Source organism: Ornithinimicrobium sp. F0845 (genome assembly GCF_023015765.1).
Lineage (GTDB): Bacteria > Actinomycetota > Actinomycetes > Actinomycetales > Dermatophilaceae > Ornithinicoccus.
Genome location: NZ_JALKAL010000001.1, coordinates 80,403 through 102,036, shown reverse-complemented (window position 1 = coordinate 102,036; position 21,634 = coordinate 80,403). Strand labels below are relative to the sequence as shown.

The following is a 21,634-nucleotide window of genomic DNA, read 5'->3' as shown; positions in this document are numbered from 1 at the left end:
CCCCAGAACACCCCTGTCATCGCGCGCTGCCGCGCACCCACACACCCTTGGAGCACACCATGTCCTGGTCCTTCGCCACCCGTCAGATTCACGCCGGTCAGACCCCGGACGCCGCCACCGGCGCCCGCGCCCTGCCGATCTACCAGACCACCTCCTTCGTCTTCGACGACGCCGACGTCGCCGCGGCCCGGTTCAACCTCGAGGACCTCGGTCCGATCTACACCCGCATCGGCAACCCGACCACCGAGGTCGTCGAGAACCGCATCGCCGACCTCGAGGGCGGCGTCGGTGCCCTGCTGCTGGCCAGCGGGCAGTCGGCCTCCACCTTCTCGATCCTCAACGTCGCCCAGGCCGGTGACCACCTGGTCGCCTCGCCCAGCCTCTACGGCGGCACCCAGAACCTGTTCGCCCAGACCCTGCCGCGGCTCGGCATCGACGTCACCTTCGTCGAGGACCCGACCGACCCGGAGTCGTGGCGTGCTGCCGCCAACGAGCGGACCCGCGCCTTCTTCGGCGAGAGCATCGCCAACCCCAGCGCGCTCGTCCTGGACATCCGCGCGGTGGCCGACGTGGCGCACGAGGTCGGCGTGCCGCTGATCATCGACAACACCATCGCCACTCCCTACCTGACCCGACCGATCGAGCACGGGGCCGACATCGTGGTGCACTCCGCCACCAAGTACCTCGGCGGCCACGGCACCGCGATCGGTGGCGTCCTCGTGGACAGCGGCAACTTCGACTATGCGCAGCACCCGGAGAAGTTCCCGCTGTTCAACGAGCCGGACGAGGGCTACCACGGCCTGACCTTCGCCAAGGACCTCGGCGTCGGCAACGAGATCTTCGGCGGCGTCAACCTGTCCTACATCCTGCGCGCCCGAGTCACCCTGCTGCGCGACCTCGGCCCGGCGATCTCGCCGTTCAACGCCTTCCTCATCGCCCAGGGCATCGAGACCCTGTCGCTGCGGGTGGAGCGCCACGTCGCGAACGCCAAGCAGGTGGCCAACTGGCTGCTGGACCAGGAGCAGGTCGTCTCGGTGAGCTACGCCGGCCTGCCCGGCCACCCGTCATACGAGCTGGCCCAGCAGTATCTGCCCGGTGGCGCCGGCGCCGTCCTCGCCTTCGAGATCGCCGGCGGTCTGGAGGCGGGCAAGGCGTTCGTCTCCGCGCTGGAGCTGCACTCCAACGTCGCCAACATCGGTGACGTGCGCTCGCTGGTGATCCACCCGGCGTCGACGACGCACCGGCAGCTCAACGAGCACGCCCTGGCCGCGGCGGGCGTCACGCCCGGTCTGGTGCGCCTGGCCGTCGGGCTCGAGCACATCGACGACATCATCGCCGACCTGGAGACGGGCTTCCGGGCCGCCAAGGGTCTCTGAGCGCGATGACCGCAGACACTGTCCGGTCCGGCAGCCGACGGCACACGCTCCCCGTCGGTGACCTGCTCCTGGAGTCCGGGGAGAACCTGCCCGGCGTGCGAATGGCCTACGAGACGTGGGGACGGCTCAACGAGGCCAGGGACAACGCCGTGCTGGTGCTCCACGCGCTCACCGGGGACTCCCACGTGGAGGGTCCTGCCGGACCGGACAGTCCGACGCCCGGGTGGTGGCCCGGGCTGATCGGCCCGGGGAGGGTCCTGGACACCGACCGCTACTTCGTCGTGGCACCCAACGTGCTCGGCGGCTGTCGCGGCACGACCGGGCCCTCCTCACCCGGCCCGGATGGTCGCCCCTGGGGTTCACTCTTCCCCCAGGTGACCGTTCGGGACCAGGTCCGCGCCGAGGCCCTGCTGGCCGACCGGCTAGGGATCCACACCTTCGCCGCCGTCGTGGGCGGGTCGATGGGCGGGATGCGCGCCCTGGAGTGGGCAGTGACCCTCCCCGGGCGGGTCCGGCGGTGCCTGCCGATCGCCACCTCGGCCGTGGCCTCTGCCGACCAGATCGGCTGGGCCACGCCGCAGCTCTTCGCGATCCGGCAGGACCCGGCGTACCACCGGGGTGACTACTACCCCGGCCCTGGTCCACGCACGGGCCTGGAGCTCGCGCGACAGATCGCGCATGCGACCTACCGGACCGCCGGAGAGTTGGGCGACCGCTTCGGGGCCGAGCCGCAGCCTGGTGAGGACCCGCTGGCCGGTGGCCGGTTCGCGGTGCAGTCCTACCTGGAGCACCACGGGCAGAAACTGGCCCGCAGGTTCGACGCGAACAGCTACGTCACCCTCACCGAGTCGATGAACACCCACGACATCGGCCGGGACCGTGGCGGCGTCGAGGCTGCTCTGCGGCGGATCACCGCGGACCTCACGGTCGTGGTGGTGGACAGCGACCGGCTGTTCACCCCCGCCGAGGGCGAGCGAATCGCTGGCTCCCCCGCGTGCCGCGGTCTGGTGACCGTGTCCTCGCCGTTCGGACACGACGGCTTCCTGATCGAGACCGACCAGATCTTCGCCGCGATCGACGACGCGCTGCACGGCCGCCCCGCCCAGCGCCACCGCGCCAACAGCCACCAGCCCAGCGGGCACCGCATCAACGGGCACCCCGCCACCGTCGGCGCAGCAGCAGTTGGCACCAGTTCACCCCTGGCCACCCGGCCATACCGCGCTGAGGTGCGACCGGCCGTCCCGCTGAGCGCCCCTGGCATGCCCCCGGTGCTCAACGGCACCGGCCTCTGGTGACCAAGCTCCGCAGTCCCGGGGACACCGAGTTCTCCACCGTGCAACGTTGTCCACAGGCATACGTATGACATCTGTGTGACAGGCCGCTATCCTGACAGCATGGCCATCGTGAACGTGCGTATCTCAGGAGAGGCCGAGCGTGCCTTGCAGCAGTTGACGGCGGACGGGACCAGCACCTCAGACGCAGTGCGGCAGGCGTTGCTGGACGCGATCGCCGTCCGCCGCCGCCGCGCGATGCTGGACGACGCCCGGCTCGCAATGGCCGACCCCGCAGATCGTGCCGCGATCAAGGCAGCGATGCAGGAGTGGGCCGATGTTGATCCGTGGTGACGTCATCGAGGTCCCTGGCCCGCGTCGATCAGGCGGGCACGAGCAGCGCGGCCCACGACTCGGCGTGGTCGTGCAGTCCGACGACCTCCGCCTGTCGACGGTGCTCCTGGCACCCACCTCACGCTCGGCACCACCGCGACTCTTCCGCCCGCTTGTTCAGATCGCCGGTGAAAGCACCTGCGTCCTGGTGGAGCAACTCCGGACCGTTGACCTCACGAGGTTGGGCCGCCTGAGGGACCACCTGGACCGGGACGACCGTGAGTCCGTCGACGATGCCTTGGAGCTGGTACTCGCCCTCGACCTGCGGCGCTAGTCGGTGCCGAACTCCATCGCCGCGCTGTCCAGCGCCGCCTCGGAACCGTTGGTCTGCACCCCGTCGCGTGAGGCGATCCGGTCCCCGCCGCCGGCCTCGATCGCGCCGAGCAGGATGCCGTTCTCGACCAGGACCTGCCCCTCGTCCAGTGGCTGGGCGGCATACAGCTCGAGCTTGCTACGGGAGTCAGCTATGTCCAGGTTGCGCATCGTCAGCTGGCCGATCCGGTCCTTCGGGCCGAAGACGGCGTTGTCCGTGCGCTCCATCGACAGCTTTTCGGGGTGGTAGGAGAACGCCGGGCCGACTGTGTTGAGGATCGTGTAGTCCTCGCCGCGCCGGAGCCGCACGGTCACCTCGCCCGTGACGAGCGAGGCGATCCAGCGCTGGATGGCCTCCCGCGCCATGAGTGCCTGTGGCTCGAGCCACCGACCCTCGTAGAGCAGCCGCCCGAGCCGGCGCCCCTCCGCGTGGTAGTGCTCGATCGTGTCCTCGTTGTGGATCGCGTTGACCAGCCGCTCGTAGGTCAGGAAGAGCAGCGCCATCCCCGGCGCCTCGTAGATGCCGCGCGACTTGGCCTCGATGATCCGGTTCTCGATCTGGTCGGACATGCCCAGGCCGTGGCGCCCACCGATCGCGTTGACCTCGTGCACCAGGGCCACCGGGTCGTCATAGCGCACCCCGTTGATCGTGACCGGACGCCCGCGCTCGAACCCGATCGTCACGTCCTCGGTCCCGATCTCGACCGAGGGGTCCCAGAACCTGACGCCCATGATCGGCTCGACCGTCTCCAGCGAGACGTCCAGGTGCTCCAGCGTCTTGGCCTCGTGCGTCGCGCCCCAGATGTTGGCGTCGGTGGAGTAGGCCTTCTCCTGCGAGTCGCGGTAGGGCAGGTCGCGCTCGGTGAGCCACTGGCTCATCTCGGTCCGACCCCCCAGCTCCTCCACGAACTCCGCGTCCAGCCACGGCTTGTAGATCCGCAGGTCCGGGTTGGACAGCAAGCCGTAGCGGTAGAACCGCTCGATGTCGTTGCCCTTGAAGGTGGACCCGTCGCCCCAGATGTTGACGTCGTCCTCGCGCATCGCCTGGACCAGCATCGTGCCGGTGACCGCGCGCCCGATCGGCGTGGTGTTGAAGTAGGGGCGGCCCCCGGAACGGATGTGGAAGGCGCCGCACGCCAGGGCTGCCAGACCCTCCTCGACGAGGGGGAGCTTGCAGTCGACATGACGGGCCAGCTCGGCGCCGTACTCCAGCGCACGGCCGGGCACCGAGGCGATGTCGGGCTCGTCGTACTGGCCGATGTCCGCGGTGTAGGTGCACGGCACCGCGCCCTTGTCACGCATCCACGCGACGGCCACGGAGGTGTCAAGACCCCCGGAGAAGGCGATGCCGACGCGCTCTCCGGCAGGAAGACTGGTCATCACTTTGCTCACGGTGTGAGTATATACGCTGACCCGCATAACTATGCAATCGAGTATGCCGTGCGCCTATCACACGCCGGCTCGAGGACATGTTCCGTGCAGGATCGCCACGTTCGGTCGTCTGCAGGCGTCTTCTGGCCAGCTCAAGACCCCGCGCGAGGCCTACTCGGTCGGCTCGTCCGGCATCTCCGGCTCGGCCGCGGGCGCCGGGCCGGGCTCAGTGGGGCCGGGCCCGGGTTGCGACGCCCCGAGCCCACGGCGGCGAGCCGCGCGCGTGGACTCCTCGGCCTCCTTGGCCGCACCGGCGGCCTCCCGCCGCGCCCGGGCCAGCGCCTTGGCGGGGTCCTCCAGCGACGGCTCGTCGACCTCCACCTCGTCAGCGTGGTCGAAGCCACCGGCCGTGCCCACGGGCGGACCGTCGAGCGAGCCCGTGCCGGAGGGCCCGTGCGGCCCGAGCGCGGCACCGATCCCCTGCAGCGCCTGCGTGAGCTCGGTCGGCACGATCCACATCTTGTTGGACTCGCCCTGCGCGATCTGCGGGAGCATCTGGAGGTACTGGTAGGCCAGCAGCTTGGAGTCCGGGTTGCCGGTGTGGATGGCGTCGAAGACCCGCAGGATCGCCTTGGCCTCACCCTGCGCCTCCAGGATCGCGGCCTGCGCGGTGCCCTCGGCCCGCAGGATCTGGGCCTGCTTCTCACCCTCGGCGGTGAGGATCTGGGACTGCTTGACACCCTCGGCGTTGAGGATCGCGGCGCGGCGGTCACGCTCGGCGCGCATCTGCTTCTCCATCGAGTCCTGCACGCTCGCCGGCGGGTCGATCGCCTTCAGCTCGACCCGGTTCACCCGGATGCCCCAGCGACCCGTCGCGTCGTCCAGCACCCCACGCAACTGACCGTTGATCTGGTCGCGGCTGGTCAGCGTCTGCTCGAGGTCGAGGGAGCCGATGACGTTGCGAAGCGTGGTGACGGTCAGCTGCTCGATGCCCTGGATGTAGTTGGCGATCTCATAGACCGCCGCCTTGGGATCGGTCGGCTGGAAGTAGATGACGGTGTCGATGCTGACCACCAGGTTGTCGCTGGTGATCACCGGCTGCGGCGGGAACGACACCACCTGCTCGCGCAGGTCGACGGTGGCGCGCACCTTGTCGATGAACGGGATCAGGAAGTGCAGCCCGGCGTCGAGCGTCCGGTGGTAGCGACCCAGCCGCTGCACGATCACGGCGGTGGCCTGTGGCACGATCCGGATGGCCCGGCTGATCGCCACCCCCGTGAAGACGACCAGGAGGGCAAGAACGACCCAGAGTGCGACTGTCGATGGTTCGGGCATGGCGCGACCTCCGGAGGTTACGGGTTGTCAGTATGCCGTGTGGTCCCGACATCGGGTCCGTCCGGACCCGCGTCGGGCAGCGGTGCGACCACCGCCGTGGCGCCGTCGATGCGCAGCACCTGCACTGTGTCGTCGACGGGCAGCGCCGAGCCGGGGGCGGTCCGGGCGGTCCACTCCTCGCCGGTCAGCTTGACCAGCCCGGTGCGGTCGGTGACCTCCTGGAGCACGACGGCGGTCCGGCCGACGAGCGCGTCGGCGTTGGTGCGCTCGCCCTCGCCGGCCGGTTTGAGCTTGCGCAGCGCCAGCGGGCGCAGGACGGCGAGCAGGAGGGCGGACATCGCGACGAACGTCAGCACCTGGACGGTGATGTCCTGGCCGAGCCCCGCGGCACCGGCGGCGGCCAGGGCCGCGAGGGACAGCATCGAGAAGACGAGATCGAGCGAGGCGATCTCGATCAGACCCAGGACCAGGGCGGCCGCGATCCACCACAACCACTGCGTCTCCGTGAGCCACTCCATCGTGCTCACCTCCCTCACCAGCCACTCTAGCCGTCGGGAGCATCCGACCCCTGCTCACCGGCCATAGGTGTCGTGAACCCAGTCGACGTAGCCGCCCTCGAGCTCGTCCAGGTCGACGCCGAGGTGGTCGTGGACGAGCGCGTCCAGGTCCTCGTCGTCGTCGAGCCAGAGGTCGTGGGTGTGCAGAGCGTCGCCGAGGGCCGCCGTGACCTCCGGGCCGAAGGTCGCGTCGACATAGAGGAAGACGTTCGCCGACTCGAGGTAGGCCAGCTCGACCACGTCGGGATCGGAGTCCCACCACGGGTCCTCGAGCGGCTCGTCCCAGATCGACTCCTCGTCCCCGGACTCCTCATCGGGCTCGCCGTGGAGATCGCCGAAGAACTCCTCGTAGCCGCTCGGCGGCAACGAGTCGGGCAGGTCGTCCTCGGTGGTGAGCACGCGGTACCAGTCCTCGTGGCTCGCGAGCACCTCGGGGTCGCCGGTCACCTCGAACCAGCTGGCGAAGCCCTCCACCGCCCAGCGCGGCGGGATGTCGTCGGGATAGCGCAGGGTCATTGCCAGGTGGAGCCCCTCGTGCCGCATGACGGGCGACCCGCCCGCAGGCTCGTCATAGGCCCCCCACTCGTCCTCGGCATACTCCTGGTCGACCACCAGCCGTGCCCCGATCGAGTCGCCGGTGACCACGTCGGGCAGCCCGGAGCCCGTCTCCACCACCGGGGAGGCGGGCACGGGGACCACGAAACCGGCGTAGGTGCCCGGGTCCGACTCCTGGTAGACCGTCGCGACGAGCTCCTCGTCGACGACCGTCACCGACATCCGGTCGACGCCCTCGACCGGGAACGCCTCGAGGACCGCGGCGGCCCCAGCGTCGAGAGCCGCGCTGAGCTCACCGATCCCGCTGTCCGGCTCGGCGATGAGCACCGTGTGCTCGGTCTCCACCACCTCGATCGGGCCGAGGTCCCACAGCTGCGGATAGGCCGAGTCGAGGTCCTCCGAGCCGCTCACCCCGACGATCCGGTAGGGACCGTCGGTCCCCACCCGCTCGAGGGTGAACTCGTAGAGCTCGACGGCCGGCTGCGCGTCGACGCCAGTCACCTGGTGGCGGAAGGAGAACTCCACGAGCGGCCCGTGCACCGGCCCGTCGACGTCCCGCTCCAGCAGCCAGGTCGGGTGCATCTCCCGCACGTCCATCGGGACCGCGTGGACGCCCGCGAACCAGTCGCGCTGCTGCTGCGCGTCCTCGCCGGTCAGGGTGGTCAGGGCGAGCCACTGCTCGACGTCGCCGCTCTCGAGCGCCGCGGTGAGCTCCGCCCCGAGCGCGATGAGCTCATCGGTGGTGACCGCGGCCTTCTCGCCTCGGCCCTCCCGGGTCTCCTCGCCGCCCCGACCGCCCGCGGCCTCGCCTCCCGGACCGGGCACCGCCCCGTCGCGCGGGGTGGGCGCTGCCTGCGTGGACTCCAGGGGCCGGGCCGGGGTGACGGTCACGGGCGCGCTGGCCGCGCACCCGCTGACCAGGGCAGCGAGGAGTGCCGCCGCCGGCAGGGAGAGCCGGCCTGACGGCATACTGCAGCGCGGTCGGCGCACCACTCCCCGAGGCATGGATGAATGGTAGGCCCGGCCGCCGACATCCCCATCCCCGACGGGGCGGCGGCCTGCGCGGCAAGGTCCCCGGGAACGACTAGGCTTCGCCCCGCACCAGTTCTGCCGTGGCACGCCCCTGCGCACGGTGGGCACGACCCAGAGGAGCAGCATGGCCACCGTGAACCCCGACCCGGACTTCGACGTCGTCCTGCTCGGCACCGACATCGGCATCTACGGTCTCGCACGGGCCTTCCACGAGCGCTACGGCATCGTCAGCACGGTCATCTCCCGGGTGATCGCCGGACCGATCAAGAACTCCCGGATCATCGACACGATCGACATCGGCGAGGACTCCGGCCGCCCCGAGACCCTCGCCGCCCTGGAGCGCGAGGGCCGCAAGCGCAAGGCCGCCGGGCGCACCACGCTGCTGCTGTCCAACGCCGACACGTTCAGCCGGATGCTCTCCGACCAGGCCGAGTGGCTGCGGCAGTGGTATGTCGTGCCCGCCGTCGACGGCTCCGTGCTCGACATGGTCGCCGACAAGGTGGAGTTCGCGCGCGTCTGCGAGGAGCTGGACATCCCGACGCCGCGCACCCTGCTGCAGGACTTCTCCCGCGCGGACGAGGCCGACTGGACCCCGGACGAGGTGGACCTGGACTTCCCGGTCGTGGCCAAGCCGGCCGTGGGCGCGGCCTACGAGGGGCTGAAGTTCGAGGGCAAGCAGAAGATCTACAAGGTCGACACCCCCGAGCGGCTCCGCGAGATCTTCGGGCTCGTGCGCGGTGCGGGCTTCCGCGACCGGTTCGTCGTGCAGGAGCTGATCCCCGGCGACGACACGGCGATGCGCTCCATCACCGCCTACATGGACTCCTCCGGCGAGGTGACGCTGCTGGCCACCGCCCAGGTGCTGCTGCAGGAGCACCAGCCGCTGGCGATCGGCAACCCGGCCGCGATGGTGACCACGCCGTTCCCCGAGCTGATGGACCAGGCCGAGCGCTTCCTCAAGCACGTCGGCTATCACGGCTTCGCCAACTTCGACGTCAAGCTCGACCCGCGTGACGGCGTCATGAAGTTCTTCGAGATGAACCCCCGCATCGGTCGCAACAACTACTACGTGACCGCCGCCGGGGCCAACGTGGCCGAGTTCATCACCACCGACCTCATCGAGAAGCAGCCGCACGACCAGGTCGTCGTCCGCAACGAGATCCTCTACTCGGTGCTGCCCCAGCCGCTGCTGCGCCGCTACCTCAGCGGGGAGGCGAGGGCCCTGCACAAGCGCATCTCGGCCAAGGGTGTGCACCACCCGCTGGTCTACCCCGACTCGCTGTGGCGCAAGGCCTACGTCGTCGCTGCGAAGGCCAACTTCGTCAAGAAGTACGCGACCTACTACCCCAAGCCGACCGACTCCGGCTTCTGAACCGTCGAGCGGCTGCGACGAGCAACCGCCTCCGCCGCGAGGCACGCTGGCTGTCCCAACCACGCTGTGCCTCAGGCCAGGTCGACCCACTCGGTCTCGCCGGGCACCAACTCGGCGGTGCCGCCGGTGAGCCGGGCGACCAGGGACGTCACCTCCCCCTCGTCCCCCACCGGGGCAGCCAGGTGCAGTATGACGTGCGCCGAGTAGGTCACGTCCCTCACCACGACATCGTGGGCCCGCAGGTCGTGTTCGAGGCGCCCGGCGTCGGCGTGCCCGACCTCCAGGGTCGCCAGGCGGCGCAGCTCGCGCTCCAGCGGGACGGCCTGCGCGAGCGCGGCCCGCACCGCGTCGCCGTAGGCGCGGACCAGGCCGCCGGTGCCCAGCAGGGTCCCGCCGAACCAGCGGGTGACGACGGCCGCGACGTCGCTGAACCCGCTGTGGGTCAGTGCCTCCAGCATCGGCGTGCCCGCGGTCCCCGAGGGTTCGCCGTCGTCGTTGGAGCGGGTCAGCGTGCCGTCGGGGCCGAGCACCCACGCCGAGCAGTGGTGGCGGGCGTCCCAGTGCGTGGTGCGAGCCTTCTCGACCACGGCCCGGGCGGCGTCCTCGGTGTCCACGCGCTCGAGCCGGCAGGTGAAGACCGAGCGCCGCTCCTCGATCGAGGCGGTGACCGCCCCGCGGATCGTGCGGTATCCGGTGCTGGCCATGGGCCGCAGGATACGTGGGAGGGACGCAGCGTAGTCTGAGAGGCGTGTTTACCCTCCTTGACCGGGGGCGACGTCCAGGGGGCCGTGCAGCACTCGGCACGATCCTGCTGGCCTTCTGCCTGACGCTCCTCGCGCTGCCCGCCAGCGCCCACGACACCCTCACCGACAGCTCGCCCTCCGAGGGGGAGGTGCTCCAGGAGGTCCCGACCGAGCTGCGGCTGACCTTCTCCGGAGAGATCTCCGACCTGGGCGTGCAGTTCGTGGTGACCGGTCCCGAGGGCCGCGACGTGGTGCAGGGCACCCCCACCGTTGACGGCACCGCGGTGACCCAGGCGCTGGCCGAGGAGCTCGCGGACGGCGACTACGAGGCCGCCTGGCGGGTGACCTCCTCCGACGGCCACCCGATCTCAGGCATCATCACCTTCACGATCGAGGCCGGGTCCGCCAACGAGACCGCGACGGGCACCCCCGAGCCCACGGCGGCACCCACCACCGAGGCATCCACGACCGAGGCACCCACGACGGACGCATCTCCCACGGAGGACCCCACGACGGGCGGCGCGACGACCGACGTGGCCGAGACGACCGCGGACACCGCCGCGGCCACTGACCCGGGGAGCACCTCCCAGGGCATGCCCTTCTGGGGCTGGCTCGTCGCCGGCGTGGCGGCCGTGGGCCTGGTGGCCTGCGGGTTCCTTGCCTTCCGACGCAACTGAGGCCGACGACCCGCGATATCGATGAGGCTAGAGCGCGCGGAGTCATGTACCGTTAGACGCACGACAGATAACATTCCCCGGACCGGCTCCGCGGGGTGGTGGCACCAAGGTGCCCTCACGCAGGCGATGCCGATCCGCACAACGCACAAGGGGGTCTCGCCATGGGGCGCGGCCGGGCCAAAGCAAAGCAGACGAAGGTCGCCCGGAGACTGAAGTACTACTCTCCGGAGACTGACCTCAACGCACTCGCGCGCGAGTTGGGAGCCAGCGGTGACCCCGCCGCACCCGAGGACGCTGCCGTCGAGTCCGCGGACGAGGAGTTCGACGAGGACGACGCCTACGAGCGCTGGGCCTCCTCCGAGAACTGACCGATAGCACCACCGCCGCCGTGCCCGGGAAGCCCCCGGGATACGGCGGCGCCGTCTTGGGAAAGGCACCCATGCCTGCCTGGCACGAAGCGACCTGGGTCGACCCCGACGGGAAGAAGAAGCGCGGCGTGCGCATGGGCTGGCTGTGGCTACTCCTGATCCCCGCCGTGCTGATCCTCTTCTCGGTCGCGCGGTTCAACGACTACTGGCAGTACGACGACTTCACCGTCACGACGGTTGCGTGCGAGGCCCCACTGGCCGAGGGTGCCACGTGGTCGGACATGGACGCCGCCGGCTGCGAGGAGTCCGAGATCCCGGGCATCGAGATCCGGTTGCTCGACGGGGGCAGGCCCGCCGAGGATGTCGAGACCGATGGGACGACCTGGCAGTTCGGGAATATGCCCTCCGCCTTCACCACGCTGGGACTCGACGTCTATCTCGAGGAGTCCGCGGGGAGGGTCTTCATCGCCGACGCCTCGACGACCCCGCCCACCGTCCTGCGCGAGATGCGGGCCGGTGACGTGGACCGCACCGTCTTCGCCCGCAACCTGGGCGACATCGACACCCTCGAGCTCTACCTCGTCGTCGCCCCCCGCTGACGCACGAAGACCCCGCAGGACCCGCAGCCCCAGCCACGTCCGTCCCACCCACGGCGGTCCCACCCACGTCTTCGAGCGCCTTCGTCATCCTCGGTACGACTGCAGTCGGCCCGAGGAACGTCTAGGCGCTCGAAGTTGCGCTGAGGGGGTGAAGGCCCGCGCCGCTGGGGGTCGGGTGAAGGCCGGCGCCGCTGCGGTGGGGTGAGGTCGGCGCCGCTGGGGGCGGGGTGAGGTCGGTCGCGTGACGGTCGGCGCTCAGGCGTGGGAGCCGGTGACGCGCACCGCGCCGCCGTCGACACCCTTGGCGCCGCGCACGACGTCGCCGCCGGTGGCGCCGGTGTCCGCCTGCACCTCACCGAGCACCCACGCGGGCACGCCCAGCTCGACGCTGCGCCGCACGGCCAGGTCCGCCTGGTCGCCGGGCAGCACGACGACGAAGCCCACCCCCATGTTGAGCGTGCGCTCCAGGTCCTGCTGCGGCACCGACCCCAGCTGCTGCACGAGGCCGAAGACCGCGGGCGGGGTCCACGTCGCACGGTCGACCGTGGCCAGCGCACCGGTCGGCAGCACGCGCGCGAGGTTGGCCGCCAGCCCCCCGCCGGTGACGTGCGACAGCGCGTGGACGTCAAGGTCGGGCGTGCGGATCAGGTCCAGCAGCATCCGGGCATAGACCCGGGTCGGCTCCAGCGCCTCCTCACCGAGCGTGCGGCCGAGCTCGTCGACGCGCCGGTCCCACCCCCACCCGGCGGCGGCGACGACCCGGCGCACCAGGGAGTACCCGTTGGAGTGCAACCCCGAGGAGGCCAGCGCGATCACCGCGTCGCCCTCGCGCACCCGTTGCGGACCCAGCACGTCGTCATACTCGACGACGCCGGTGGCCGCGCCGGCGACGTCATACTCCCCCTCGCCGAGCAGCCCCGGGTGCTCCGCGGTCTCGCCGCCGACCAGGGCCACGCCGGCCAGCTCGCACCCACGGGCGATCCCGCTGACCACGGCCGCGATGCGCTCCGGGACGACCTTGCCGCACGCGATGTAGTCGGTCATGAACAGCGGCTCGGCCCCGCACACCACGATGTCGTCGACGACCATCCCGACCAGGTCGATGCCGATCGTGTCGTGCACGTCCATGGCCTGCGCGATCGCGACCTTGGTGCCGACGCCGTCGGTGCTGGTGGCCAGGACCGGCCGCTGCATCCCCCGCAGCGCGCTGGCGTCGAACATGCCGGCGAACCCGCCGAGACCGCCGATGACCTCGGGGCGCTGGGCGCGGGCGACGGAGGCCTTCATCAGCTCCACGGCACGGTCGCCGGCCTCGACGTCCACACCGGCCCCGGCATAGGTGATCGGCTCGCTCGGCTGGGTCACTCAGGTCTCCTCGGGTGGGCGTGGGTCAGGGGCGGCGGACGGCCTCGGCCGCGCCCCCGTGGGCGGTCAGGCTGACGCTGTCGGCTCGCGCCCGGAGGGGAGTATGCCGTTCGGCCGGCGGGCCGTCCGGCTCGCGTGAGGGGAACTCGAGCTCGAGGACGTCCTTGCCGAGCTTTTCCGCCGCGGGCAGCTCGATCGGGTAGACGCCCGAGAAGCAGGCGGTGCAGAGCTGCTCGCGCGGCTGCTGGGTGGCGGCCACCATACCGTCGTGGCTGATATAGCCCAGGCTGTCGGCGCCGATGGACTGGCAGATCTCCTCCACGCCCAGCCCGGTGGCGATCAGCTCGGCCCGGGTGGCGAAGTCGATGCCGTAGAAGCACGGCCACCGCACGGGCGGGGAGGAGATCCGCACGTGGACCTCGGCGGCGCCGGCCTCGCGCAGCATCCGCACCAGCGCCCGCTGGGTGTTGCCGCGCACGATCGAGTCGTCGACCACGACGAGCCGCTTGCCGCGGATCACGTCGCGCAGCGGGTTGAGCTTGAGCCGGATGCCGAGCTGGCGGATCGTCTGGCTGGGCGCGATGAAGGTGCGGCCGACGTAGGCGTTCTTCACCAGACCGGCGCCGTAGGGGATGCCCGAGGCCTCGGCGTAACCGATCGCGGCGGGGGTGCCGGACTCCGGCGTCGGCATCACCATGTCGGCCTCGACCGGGTGCTCTCGCGCCAGCGTGCGCCCCATCTCGACGCGCGACTCGTAGACGCCCCGCCCGTTGAGGGAGGTGTCCGGCCGGGCGAGGTAGACGTACTCGAAGACGCAGCCCTTGCGGTCGGTCTGGGCGAACTGCTGCGTGCGCAGGCCGTTCTGGTCGATGGCGATCAGCTCGCCGGGCTCGACCTCGCGCACGAAGGAGGCGCCCACGATGTCCAGGCCGGCGGTCTCGGAGGAGACCACCCACCCCCGCTCGAGGCGACCCAGGACCAGGGGACGGACCCCCTGCGGGTCGCGCGCGGCATACAGCGTCTGCTCGTCGCAGAAGACCAGGGAGAACGCGCCGCGCAGGGTGGGCAGCACCTCCATCGCGGAGGCCTCGAGGGAGCGGTCCGGGTCGGCCGTGAGCAGACCGGTGACCAGGGCGGTGTCGGTGGTGCTGCCGCGGCGGACCTCGCCCGGCGCGTTGCGCAGCTCGCCGCCGTAGGCCTCTGCGAGCCGGTCGCGCAGCTCGGCCGTGTTGATCAGGTTGCCGTTGTGCGCGAGGGCGACCGTCTGGTCCTCGGTACCGCCGAGCGTGGGCTGGGCGTTCTCCCAGGAGTTGCGCCCGGTGGTGGAGTAGCGGCAGTGGCCGACCGCGAGGTGCCCGCGCAGGGAGGCCAGGCTGGACTCGTCGAAGACCTGGGAGACGAGCCCGACGTCCTTGTAGACCAGCAGCGAGTGCCCGTCGCTGGTCGCGATGCCCGCCGCCTCCTGCCCGCGGTGCTGCAGCGCGTAGAGGCCGTAGTAGGTGAGCTTGGCGACCTCCTCCCCGGGCGCCCAGACACCGAAGACACCGCAGGCGTCCTGCGGGCCCTTCTCGTCAGGCATCAGATCGTGGGAGAGCCGTCCGTCTGCGCGTGCCACTGCCCTATCGTCCCACACGCCGACCGGGCCCACTGTGTTGCGCCCCGCAGCCCCACCGAGCGCGTCGAGCGTCGCCCCCCAGCCCCGCCGAGCGTGTCGAGCGTCGCGCACGTGCCTACCCTTGACCCATGCGTCACGGCGTCTGCATCCTGCCCGAGTATCCCTGGGCCGAGGCCCAACACCTCTGGCGTCGCGCCGAGGAGCTGGGCTTCGACCACGCCTGGACCTACGACCACCTGGTGTGGGCCGGACTGCCGGACTCGCCGTGGCACTCGACGGTCGCGACGCTCACGGCGGCGGCCATGGTCACCGAGCGCATCCGGCTCGGCACCCTGGTGAGCTCACCCAACTTCCGGCACCCGGTGACGCTGGCCCGCGACGTCGTCACGCTCGACGACATCAGCGGCGGCCGGATCCTGCTCGGGGTCGGGGCCGGCGGCGACCTGGACGCGCGCCTGCTGGGCGACGAGCTCACCCGCGGGGAGCGCTCGCGGCGGTTCCGCGAGTTCGTGCCCCTGCTGGACCGCGCCCTGCGCGAGGACCACGTCACCCACGAGGGCACCTTCTATCGCACGGTCGACGTCCGGAACCGCACCCCGTCCGCCACTCCCCTGCTCGTCGCGGCGGACGGTCCGCGGGCGATGGCCCTGGCTGTGCAGTATGCCGAGGGCTGGGTCACCACCGGACCGGCCAGTGGCGACTGGGCCGAGCGGGACGCCGTCGACGAGTGGTGGCGCGGGGTGGCCGACGCTGCGCAGCGGTTCAGCGACGCGGAGCACGCTGCCCACGAGGCGTGGGCGGCCGAGGCAGGCAGCGCGAGTCGCCCGGCGCTGGACCGCTACCTCACCCTCGACGCCGGTGGCCCAGCGGTCCTGAGCAGCGTGGAGTTCCTGACCGACCAGGTGGGCCGGGCCGAGGAGCTCGGCTTCACCGATGTCATCGTGCACTGGCCACGGTCCGCAGACCCGTACCGCGCCGACCTCGCAGTGCTGGAGGACTACGTGGCGTCGCTCGGCCGTGCCTGACGCTCAGGCGGTTGTCGGCAGCGGTCGCCGTGGGCATTCCAGACGTTCTGCGGGCAGGCGCAGGGTGTGCGCGCGTTCAAAACGTCTAGCGCACGGAGCCCTGGCGCTTCTACCCTGAACCATGGCCACAGACGGCTGGGGCGCGCGTCCCCTCCTGCTCGCGGTCGAGTCGGACCCCGCTCGTCTGGGTCGGACCGAGACCGAGCTCGCGCGCCACTTCGGTGCCTCCCTGCGGGTGCGCGGAGAGGCCTCTGCCTCCGACGCGGTGCGGACGCTCGAGGGCGCCCGACACCGCGACGAACGGGTGGCGCTCGTCCTCATCGGGGACGACCTGTCCGCGGAGGGCCGGGACGTGGTCGTCGCGGCAGCGCGCTCCCTGCACCCCGAGGCGCGCCGGGCGCTCCTCATCGACTGGGGGTCCTGGTCGGACGCCGAGGTCGCCCGGGTCATCCTCCAGGGCTCCGCCGTCGGCGACCTGCACTCCTACGTGCTGCGTCCGTGGACCTCCGGCGACGAGCTGTTCCACCGCACGGTGGCGGAGTTCGTCCAGGACTGGTCGCGCGCCGACCCGCGCACCAAGCGCGAGGTCGTGGTGGTGGCCGACCGTCACTCCGGTCGCGCGTTCGAGATCAGCAACCTGCTGCACCGCAACCGCATCCCCTACGCCTTCCGCGAGCGCGACTCGGCCCAGGGCCATCAGGTCCTCGAGGCCGCGACACCACCCCGGCACGGTGAGGTCGTGGTGTGGCTGGCGGCGCTCGGCGGACCGGCCCTCGTCGACCCCACCGACAGCGAGATCCTGGACGCCTGGGGCATCCCGACCACCCTGTCCGAGGAGTCGCGCGAGGTCGACCTGCTGGTCGTGGGCGCCGGCCCGGCCGGCCTGGCGGCCGCGGTCTATGCCGCCTCGGAAGGGCTGCGGACCCTGGTCGTCGAGCGCGAGGCCATCGGCGGCCAGGCCGGGACCAGCTCATTGATCCGCAACTACCTCGGCTTCTCGCGCGGCCTCAGCGGCTCCGAGCTGGCCCAGCGCGGCTTCCAGCAGGCCTGGGTCTTCGGCGCGCACTTCCTGCTGACCCGCACCGTCGACCGCATCGAGCCGGAGGACGGGCGCTTCCGCGCGTCGGTGTCCGGCCAGGGCACCGTGACGGCCGGCGCCGTCGTGGTGGCCTGCGGCGTCGCCTACCGCCGGCTGGGCGTCCCCGCCGTCGAGGCCTTCACCGGCAACGGGGTCTACTACGGCGCCAGCGTCTCGGCAGCGCACGCCCTAGCCGGACTGTCCGCGGCCGTGGTCGGAGGCGGCAACTCCGCCGGGCAGGCCGTGCTCCAGCTGGCGCGCTACTGCCGAGCCGTCCACCTCATCGTCCGGGGACCGACGCTTGAGGCGACGATGTCGACATACTTGATCGAGGCCATCGCCGGCGAACCGGTCATCACCGTCCACACCTCCTCCGCGGTCACCGACGCGACCGGCACCGGGCGGCTCGAGCAGCTGACCCTCACCGACCTGGACACCTCGCGGACGACGCAGCTGGAGATGGACGGCCTGTTCGTGATGATCGGTGCCGAGCCGCACACCGACTGGCTGCCCGAGGAGGTCCGGCGTGACCAGCGGGGATACGTCCTGACCGGCAGCGAGGCCGGGGAGACCGAGGACCCGCCGCTCCGGCCGCACGAGACGACTGTGCGGGGGATCTTCGCGGTCGGCGACGTCCGCAGCGGGTCGGTCAAGCGGGTCGCCTCCGGCGTCGGGGAAGGGTCCGTGGTCGTGTCCGAGGTCCACCAGCACCTGAGCGTGCGACGCCGTTGACCAGGCACCGCGTCGGGGGACGAGGGCCCGCGGCGCTGGTTGCCGCAGTGGTCGCGATCGCGCTGCCCCTTTTCGGGTTGGCGCTGCTGCTGGGCGTCCCCCGGCTGGACCTGCACTGGGCCCACCATCCGGCTCACTTCTGGCTGGTCCTGGGCACGGCCACGCTCTCGGCGGTGCTGGCGTACACCACCGGGGACGCCGCTGCCCGACGCGGTGACGCACGCCTCAGCCACGTCTCCCTCGCCTTCCTCGCGTCGTCCGGCTTCCTGGGGCTCCACGCGCTCGCCACCCCAGGGGTGCTCCTGGACGAGTCGAACGTCGGCTTCGCCGTGGCCACTCCCATCGGGGTGGCCGTCGGGTCCCTCTTCGCCGTGCGCTCGACCACGGAGTTCGCCGGGTCGGCGGCCGTGGCCGAGGTCGCGCTGACCAGGCGTCTGCGCTGGGTGCTCGTGGCCGCCATGGTGCTGTGGGGTGCCGTGTCGCTGCTGCGGCTGCCGCCCCTGAACGGGCTGCCGACCCAGGTCGAGTCCCTGCCCGTCCTGGTGGCGGTGCCGGGAGTCCTGCTGTATGTCGTGGCGGCCTGGCGCTATGCCCGACTGTGGCGCGCCCGGCGGGACGGGGTGCTCTTGGCCGTCTGCACGGCATACATCCTGCTCGCAGAGGCACTGGTCGCGATGGCGCTGGCGACCACCTGGCGGATCGCGTGGTGGGAGTGGCACGTGCTGCTGCTGGTCGCGTTCGGGCTCGTCGTGGTCGGCGCACGTCGCTCCTGGCACGAGGAGCGCTTCGCGGGTCTCTACCTCGACGACACGGCTGCTGGTCATCGCGAGGCGAGCGTGCTCTTCGCGGACCTGCAGGGGTTCACCACGTTCTCCGAGGGCCACGCTCCCGCGGAGGTCACCGCCATGCTGAACGACTACTTCTCGGTCGCCGTGCCGGCCGCCCTGCGACACGGCGGGGACGTGGACCGGATCATCGGCGACGCCCTCATGGTCACCTTCAACAAGCGGGGCGACCAGCCCGACCATGCGCTTCGGGCGGTGCGGGCGGGCCTGGCACTGCAGGAGGCGACGGGCCGGGTCGCCGAGCGGCACAGCGGGTGGCCGCGGTTCCGGGTGGGCGTCAACACCGGACCGATCTCGGTGGGCCTGCTGGGCACGCACGGCGGGCGGACGCACACGGTCATCGGCGACACCGTCAACACCGCCTCGCGCATCGAGGGCCAGGCGCCCGCGGGCGGTGTGGCGATCGGGCCGGCCACGCTCGAGGCGATCCCCGGGGCGCGGACGACCCCGCTCGGGACGTTGCAGCTGAAGGGCAAGGCTGAACCGGTCGAGACGTATCTGGTGCTCGCGCTCGAACCAGATCCGTCGGCGCCCACGTCCGATCTCGCGTGACTCCTGCGCCCGACCGGCTCCGCACGCCCGTCGGCGCCCGTGGCATCCTTGAGGGGTGACCACCCCCCAGCGCCGACCCGTCTACCGCCGCCCCCGGCTGGTGCCGTTCCTGGTGACCGGCGCCCTGGTGGGTCTGGTCGTCGGCGTGCTGCTGGCCGTCACCGGCCCGGACGCGCCGAACGCCTCGCCCGCGCAGGAGGTCATCGCGATCGGACTGCCCGGTGCGCTGCTCGGAGGCCTCCTCGGCGGCATCGTGTACCTGCTGGCCGAGCGCTTCTCCGGACGGTCGTAGCGCGACCCCACGCGCCGGGTCACGGGTTTGGGCGCCACACGGCCCGACCGCCCGCAGGGGGGAGGGCAAGGAGAAGGTGCCCGGAGCCCGGTGGTCCCCGTCGCCCAATGGCACCCACCTCGCCGCGCCCGGCCGCCAGGTGCGACGACCGCCAGGTGCGACGACCACCAGGTGCGACGACCACCAGGTGCGATGCAGGCCCGGACGGCGCCATCGCGCGTGTGGACTTTGTTCCCGCGTGCGACTTTTGACCCCCAAATTGGGGTCAAAACCCACACACCGGCACAGAGTCCACACACCAGCGCTCGCCCGATGACAGGGGAGGGCGCCACAGCACGCGAGGCCCGTTCAGGGGTGAGAGCGCCACACGGTGTGCCCGGTCAAGCAGGCGGCGACGTCAGAGGAGGGGGAGCCACTCCGTGAGGTCAGCCCGCTGGCCGCTGGCGCGGACGCGGCCGGCCTGCTCCTCGTCCTCCCAGGAGGCCTCGCCCACCACGAGCCGCAACCACGTCACGCCGTCGGTCTCGATGACGTTGGTCGGGGTTCCCCGGGTGTGCCGTGGCCCCTCCACGCACTGGACCGCACCGAACGGCGGCACCCGCACCTCGACGGACCGGCCGGGGGCACGCTCGGCCAGCTCCTCCAGGGTGAAACGCACGGCGGTCGCCAGGACCGAGCGCGGCGCACCAGAGGGGTCGGCACGCCACTCCGCCAGGGCCAGCTCACCCCGGTCGATCGGCACGCGTCGACGTGGAGGCACTCAGCGACCTCCCACGAGACCCACGCTCAGCCCAGCGGGTCGCGCTCGATGGGACACGACATACAGCGCGGTCCGCCGCGACCGCGGCCCAGCTCCTGGCCGGCGATCTCCAGGACCTCGAAGCCGAGGCCGCGCAGGTAGTCGTTGGTGACCGTGTTGCGCTGATAGCCCACGACGACACCCGGCTCGAGCGCCAGCACGTTGCACCCGTCGTCCCACTGCTCGCGCGCCGCCGCCCGCGGGTCCTGGTCGGCAGCAACCACCCGAGGGGTGCCGATGCCCATGGCCTCGCCGATCACCTTCATCATGTCGGCCGGGTCGTTGGCCTGGATGTTGAGGTTGGGCAGCCGGGAGTCACCGGACCCGCTCGCGGTGATCGTGAACGAGGCGAGGTCGGGCAGCTCCGAGTAGAGCGTGAAGGTCTCCTCGTCCAGCATCGTCATGACGGTGTCCAGGTGCATCAGCGCCCGCGCCCGGGGCATGTCCAGCGCGATGATCGTGTCGATCTGGTCGGAGGCCAGGGTGCGCTGGGCGAGCCGCTCGACGCCCTGGGTGGTGGTCCGCTCGCTGATGCCGACCAGCAGCACCTTGTTGCCGAGCACCAGGATGTCACCGCCCTCGGACGTCGCGGGCCCGGCCTCGACGCCCTCGGTCCACCAGTCCATGCCGGCGTCGCGGAACATCGGGTGCCACTGGTAGATCGCCTCGTAGTGCACGGTCTCCCGGCGCCGGGCCTTCTTGTGCATCGAGTTGACGGCGACACCGCGATAGAGCCACGCGGAGGTGTCCCGGGTGAACAGGTGGTTCGGCAGAGGCGCGAGCAGCGCCTCGTGCAGCCCCATCTGCGAAATCACGACCGAGCGCGGCGCGTCCATCCGCTCGAGCACCTCGGCCTTGGTGATGCCGCCGATGAGGAACTCGGCCAGCTCGTGGTCGGCCATCTGGTCGAACAGCTCGTGCATCTCGTGCGCCGCGAAGGGCCCGAGGTGCCGGTCGTCCAGCGACTGCGACAGGATCTGCTTGCGCGCCTCGGGGATGCCGACGGTCTCCTCGAGGAGCTCGTGGAAGTGGTGGACGGTGATGTCCCGTTCCTCCATCACCCGCACGAACTCCTCGTGCTCCTCCTGCGCACGCTCGACCCACAGGACCTCGTCGAAGAGGTATCTCTCCTTGTTCTCCGGGGTCAGCCGACGCATCTCAAGGCCCGGCCTGTGCACGATCACCTGCCTGAGCCGGCCCACCTCCGAGTCGACGTGGAGTGGCATGAAGGGTCCTTTCGGTCGCGGGTGCGCCCCCCATCCTCGCACCCGCACCTCTCCCAGGGGGAGTGACAAACGGCGGGAGTATGCCGTGAGCCGGCTGGGCGCACCAGGCCGGGTGATCCCGGGTCGGGTCGGCAGACAAGAATG

General features: G+C 71.3%; 21 protein-coding genes. 12 read left to right on the top strand and 9 right to left on the bottom strand.

Annotation, left to right across the window (positions count from 1 at the left end):
• The first annotated feature begins 47 nt into the window (after nucleotides 1-47).
• The 4 genes from MWU75_RS00480 to MWU75_RS00465 all read left to right on the top strand — a co-directional run bounded on the left by MWU75_RS00480 (nucleotide 48) and on the right by MWU75_RS00465 (nucleotide 3,314).
• Nucleotides 48-1,376, top strand: a complete 1,329-nt coding sequence (locus MWU75_RS00480; protein ID WP_281496632.1) for a bifunctional o-acetylhomoserine/o-acetylserine sulfhydrylase — start codon at nucleotides 48-50, stop codon at nucleotides 1,374-1,376.
• A 5-nt stretch (nucleotides 1,377-1,381) separates the two neighbouring features.
• Nucleotides 1,382-2,671 (top strand): homoserine O-acetyltransferase, encoded by a 1,290-nt coding sequence (locus MWU75_RS00475; RefSeq protein WP_247087371.1) that lies wholly within the window; start codon nucleotides 1,382-1,384, stop codon nucleotides 2,669-2,671.
• 99 nt (nucleotides 2,672-2,770) lie between these two features.
• The gene (locus MWU75_RS00470; RefSeq protein ID WP_247087369.1) at nucleotides 2,771-3,001 is read left to right on the top strand and encodes a hypothetical protein; all 231 of its coding nucleotides are present in this window, start codon (nucleotides 2,771-2,773) and stop codon (nucleotides 2,999-3,001) included.
• Nucleotides 2,985-3,314, top strand: coding sequence for a type II toxin-antitoxin system PemK/MazF family toxin (locus tag MWU75_RS00465; protein ID WP_247087367.1), 330 nt, complete (start codon nucleotides 2,985-2,987; stop codon nucleotides 3,312-3,314). The genes MWU75_RS00470 and MWU75_RS00465 overlap by 17 nt, the downstream gene beginning before the upstream one ends.
• Here MWU75_RS00465 and argG read toward each other — a convergent pair.
• The 4 genes from argG to MWU75_RS00445 all read right to left on the bottom strand — a co-directional run bounded on the left by argG (nucleotide 3,311) and on the right by MWU75_RS00445 (nucleotide 8,175).
• Entirely contained in the window at nucleotides 3,311-4,744 is a 1,434-nt protein-coding gene (argG, locus tag MWU75_RS00460) for an argininosuccinate synthase (protein WP_247087365.1), read from the bottom strand. The genes MWU75_RS00465 and argG overlap by 4 nt on opposite strands.
• A gap of 150 nt (nucleotides 4,745-4,894) precedes the next feature.
• Nucleotides 4,895-6,058: an SPFH domain-containing protein gene (locus MWU75_RS00455; protein WP_247087363.1), complete on the bottom strand. Its 1,164-nt coding sequence runs from the start codon at nucleotides 6,056-6,058 to the stop codon at nucleotides 4,895-4,897.
• A 17-nt stretch (nucleotides 6,059-6,075) separates the two neighbouring features.
• Nucleotides 6,076-6,594, bottom strand: coding sequence for an NfeD family protein (locus MWU75_RS00450; RefSeq protein WP_247087361.1), 519 nt, complete (start codon nucleotides 6,592-6,594; stop codon nucleotides 6,076-6,078).
• A 36-nt stretch (nucleotides 6,595-6,630) separates the two neighbouring features.
• Nucleotides 6,631-8,175 carry a hypothetical protein gene (locus MWU75_RS00445; protein WP_247087359.1) on the bottom strand — a complete coding sequence of 515 codons (1,545 nt, stop codon included), beginning with the start codon at nucleotides 8,173-8,175 and terminating at the stop codon, nucleotides 6,631-6,633.
• A 151-nt stretch (nucleotides 8,176-8,326) separates the two neighbouring features.
• Here MWU75_RS00445 and MWU75_RS00440 point away from each other — a divergent pair, with 151 nt between their 5' ends.
• Nucleotides 8,327-9,574 carry an ATP-grasp domain-containing protein gene (locus MWU75_RS00440; RefSeq protein ID WP_247087357.1) on the top strand — a complete coding sequence of 416 codons (1,248 nt, stop codon included), beginning with the start codon at nucleotides 8,327-8,329 and terminating at the stop codon, nucleotides 9,572-9,574.
• A 71-nt stretch (nucleotides 9,575-9,645) separates the two neighbouring features.
• Here MWU75_RS00440 and MWU75_RS00435 read toward each other — a convergent pair whose 3' ends face one another.
• The gene (locus MWU75_RS00435; RefSeq protein ID WP_247087355.1) at nucleotides 9,646-10,278 is read right to left on the bottom strand and encodes a YigZ family protein; all 633 of its coding nucleotides are present in this window, start codon (nucleotides 10,276-10,278) and stop codon (nucleotides 9,646-9,648) included.
• A gap of 44 nt (nucleotides 10,279-10,322) precedes the next feature.
• Here MWU75_RS00435 and MWU75_RS00430 point away from each other — a divergent pair, with 44 nt between their 5' ends.
• The 3 genes from MWU75_RS00430 to MWU75_RS00420 all read left to right on the top strand — a co-directional run bounded on the left by MWU75_RS00430 (nucleotide 10,323) and on the right by MWU75_RS00420 (nucleotide 11,961).
• Nucleotides 10,323-10,994, top strand: a complete 672-nt coding sequence (locus MWU75_RS00430; RefSeq protein ID WP_247087353.1) for a copper resistance CopC family protein — start codon at nucleotides 10,323-10,325, stop codon at nucleotides 10,992-10,994.
• A 161-nt stretch (nucleotides 10,995-11,155) separates the two neighbouring features.
• Complete coding sequence (locus MWU75_RS00425) at nucleotides 11,156-11,362, top strand: DUF3073 domain-containing protein (protein WP_247087351.1); 207 nt, start codon at nucleotides 11,156-11,158, stop codon at nucleotides 11,360-11,362.
• A gap of 71 nt (nucleotides 11,363-11,433) precedes the next feature.
• A complete protein-coding gene (locus MWU75_RS00420) occupies nucleotides 11,434-11,961 on the top strand; it encodes a hypothetical protein (RefSeq protein WP_247087349.1) in 528 nt (175 codons plus the stop codon).
• A 255-nt stretch (nucleotides 11,962-12,216) separates the two neighbouring features.
• Here the strand turns inward: MWU75_RS00420 and purM are convergent, their stop codons facing one another.
• Together purM and purF are read right to left on the bottom strand one after the other, a co-directional pair.
• Entirely contained in the window at nucleotides 12,217-13,326 is a 1,110-nt protein-coding gene (purM, locus tag MWU75_RS00415) for a phosphoribosylformylglycinamidine cyclo-ligase (RefSeq protein WP_247087347.1), read from the bottom strand.
• 25 nt (nucleotides 13,327-13,351) lie between these two features.
• A complete protein-coding gene (gene purF / locus MWU75_RS00410; RefSeq protein ID WP_247087345.1) occupies nucleotides 13,352-14,941 on the bottom strand; it encodes an amidophosphoribosyltransferase in 1,590 nt (529 codons plus the stop codon).
• Between the two features lie 128 nt (nucleotides 14,942-15,069).
• Here purF and MWU75_RS00405 point away from each other — a divergent pair, with 128 nt between their 5' ends.
• The 4 genes from MWU75_RS00405 to MWU75_RS00390 all read left to right on the top strand — a co-directional run bounded on the left by MWU75_RS00405 (nucleotide 15,070) and on the right by MWU75_RS00390 (nucleotide 19,465).
• Nucleotides 15,070-15,966, top strand: a complete 897-nt coding sequence (locus MWU75_RS00405; RefSeq protein ID WP_247087343.1) for an LLM class flavin-dependent oxidoreductase — start codon at nucleotides 15,070-15,072, stop codon at nucleotides 15,964-15,966.
• A gap of 121 nt (nucleotides 15,967-16,087) precedes the next feature.
• Nucleotides 16,088-17,776: an FAD-dependent oxidoreductase gene (locus tag MWU75_RS00400; protein WP_247087342.1), complete on the top strand. Its 1,689-nt coding sequence runs from the start codon at nucleotides 16,088-16,090 to the stop codon at nucleotides 17,774-17,776.
• On the top strand, nucleotides 17,773-19,173 hold the full coding sequence (locus MWU75_RS00395; RefSeq protein ID WP_247087341.1) for an adenylate/guanylate cyclase domain-containing protein: 1,401 nt from the start codon (nucleotides 17,773-17,775) through the stop codon (nucleotides 19,171-19,173). Before MWU75_RS00400 ends, MWU75_RS00395 begins: the two co-directional genes overlap by 4 nt.
• Before the next feature lie 55 nt (nucleotides 19,174-19,228).
• On the top strand, nucleotides 19,229-19,465 hold the full coding sequence (locus MWU75_RS00390; protein ID WP_247087340.1) for a hypothetical protein: 237 nt from the start codon (nucleotides 19,229-19,231) through the stop codon (nucleotides 19,463-19,465).
• A gap of 397 nt (nucleotides 19,466-19,862) precedes the next feature.
• On the opposite strand, the gene MWU75_RS00385 is transcribed toward MWU75_RS00390, so the two are convergent.
• Both MWU75_RS00385 and MWU75_RS00380 read right to left on the bottom strand, forming a co-directional pair.
• A complete protein-coding gene (locus MWU75_RS00385; protein ID WP_247088106.1) occupies nucleotides 19,863-20,201 on the bottom strand; it encodes a sterol carrier family protein in 339 nt (112 codons plus the stop codon).
• A gap of 50 nt (nucleotides 20,202-20,251) precedes the next feature.
• Nucleotides 20,252-21,490, bottom strand: coding sequence for an arginine deiminase (locus tag MWU75_RS00380; RefSeq protein ID WP_247087339.1), 1,239 nt, complete (start codon nucleotides 21,488-21,490; stop codon nucleotides 20,252-20,254).
• Nucleotides 21,491-21,634: the final 144 nt, after the last annotated feature.

What these genes read in the sequence shown, in the direction of transcription:
- MWU75_RS00465 (WP_247087367.1), top strand. Translation starts at nt 2,985, where the DNA reads ATGTTGATCCGTGGTGACGTCATCGAGGTCCCTGGCCCGCGTCGATCA.
- MWU75_RS00435 (WP_247087355.1), bottom strand. Translation starts at nt 10,278, where the DNA reads ATGGCCAGCACCGGATACCGCACGATCCGCGGGGCGGTCACCGCCTCG.
- MWU75_RS00475 (WP_247087371.1), top strand. Translation starts at nt 1,382, where the DNA reads ATGACCGCAGACACTGTCCGGTCCGGCAGCCGACGGCACACGCTCCCC.
- MWU75_RS00445 (WP_247087359.1), bottom strand. Translation starts at nt 8,175, where the DNA reads ATGCCTCGGGGAGTGGTGCGCCGACCGCGCTGCAGTATGCCGTCAGGC.
- MWU75_RS00470 (WP_247087369.1), top strand. Translation starts at nt 2,771, where the DNA reads ATGGCCATCGTGAACGTGCGTATCTCAGGAGAGGCCGAGCGTGCCTTG.
- MWU75_RS00440 (WP_247087357.1), top strand. Translation starts at nt 8,327, where the DNA reads ATGGCCACCGTGAACCCCGACCCGGACTTCGACGTCGTCCTGCTCGGC.
- MWU75_RS00420 (WP_247087349.1), top strand. Translation starts at nt 11,434, where the DNA reads ATGCCTGCCTGGCACGAAGCGACCTGGGTCGACCCCGACGGGAAGAAG.
- MWU75_RS00405 (WP_247087343.1), top strand. Translation starts at nt 15,070, where the DNA reads ATGCGTCACGGCGTCTGCATCCTGCCCGAGTATCCCTGGGCCGAGGCC.
- MWU75_RS00400 (WP_247087342.1), top strand. Translation starts at nt 16,088, where the DNA reads ATGGCCACAGACGGCTGGGGCGCGCGTCCCCTCCTGCTCGCGGTCGAG.
- MWU75_RS00380 (WP_247087339.1), bottom strand. Translation starts at nt 21,490, where the DNA reads ATGCCACTCCACGTCGACTCGGAGGTGGGCCGGCTCAGGCAGGTGATC.
- MWU75_RS00425 (WP_247087351.1), top strand. Translation starts at nt 11,156, where the DNA reads ATGGGGCGCGGCCGGGCCAAAGCAAAGCAGACGAAGGTCGCCCGGAGA.
- MWU75_RS00455 (WP_247087363.1), bottom strand. Translation starts at nt 6,058, where the DNA reads ATGCCCGAACCATCGACAGTCGCACTCTGGGTCGTTCTTGCCCTCCTG.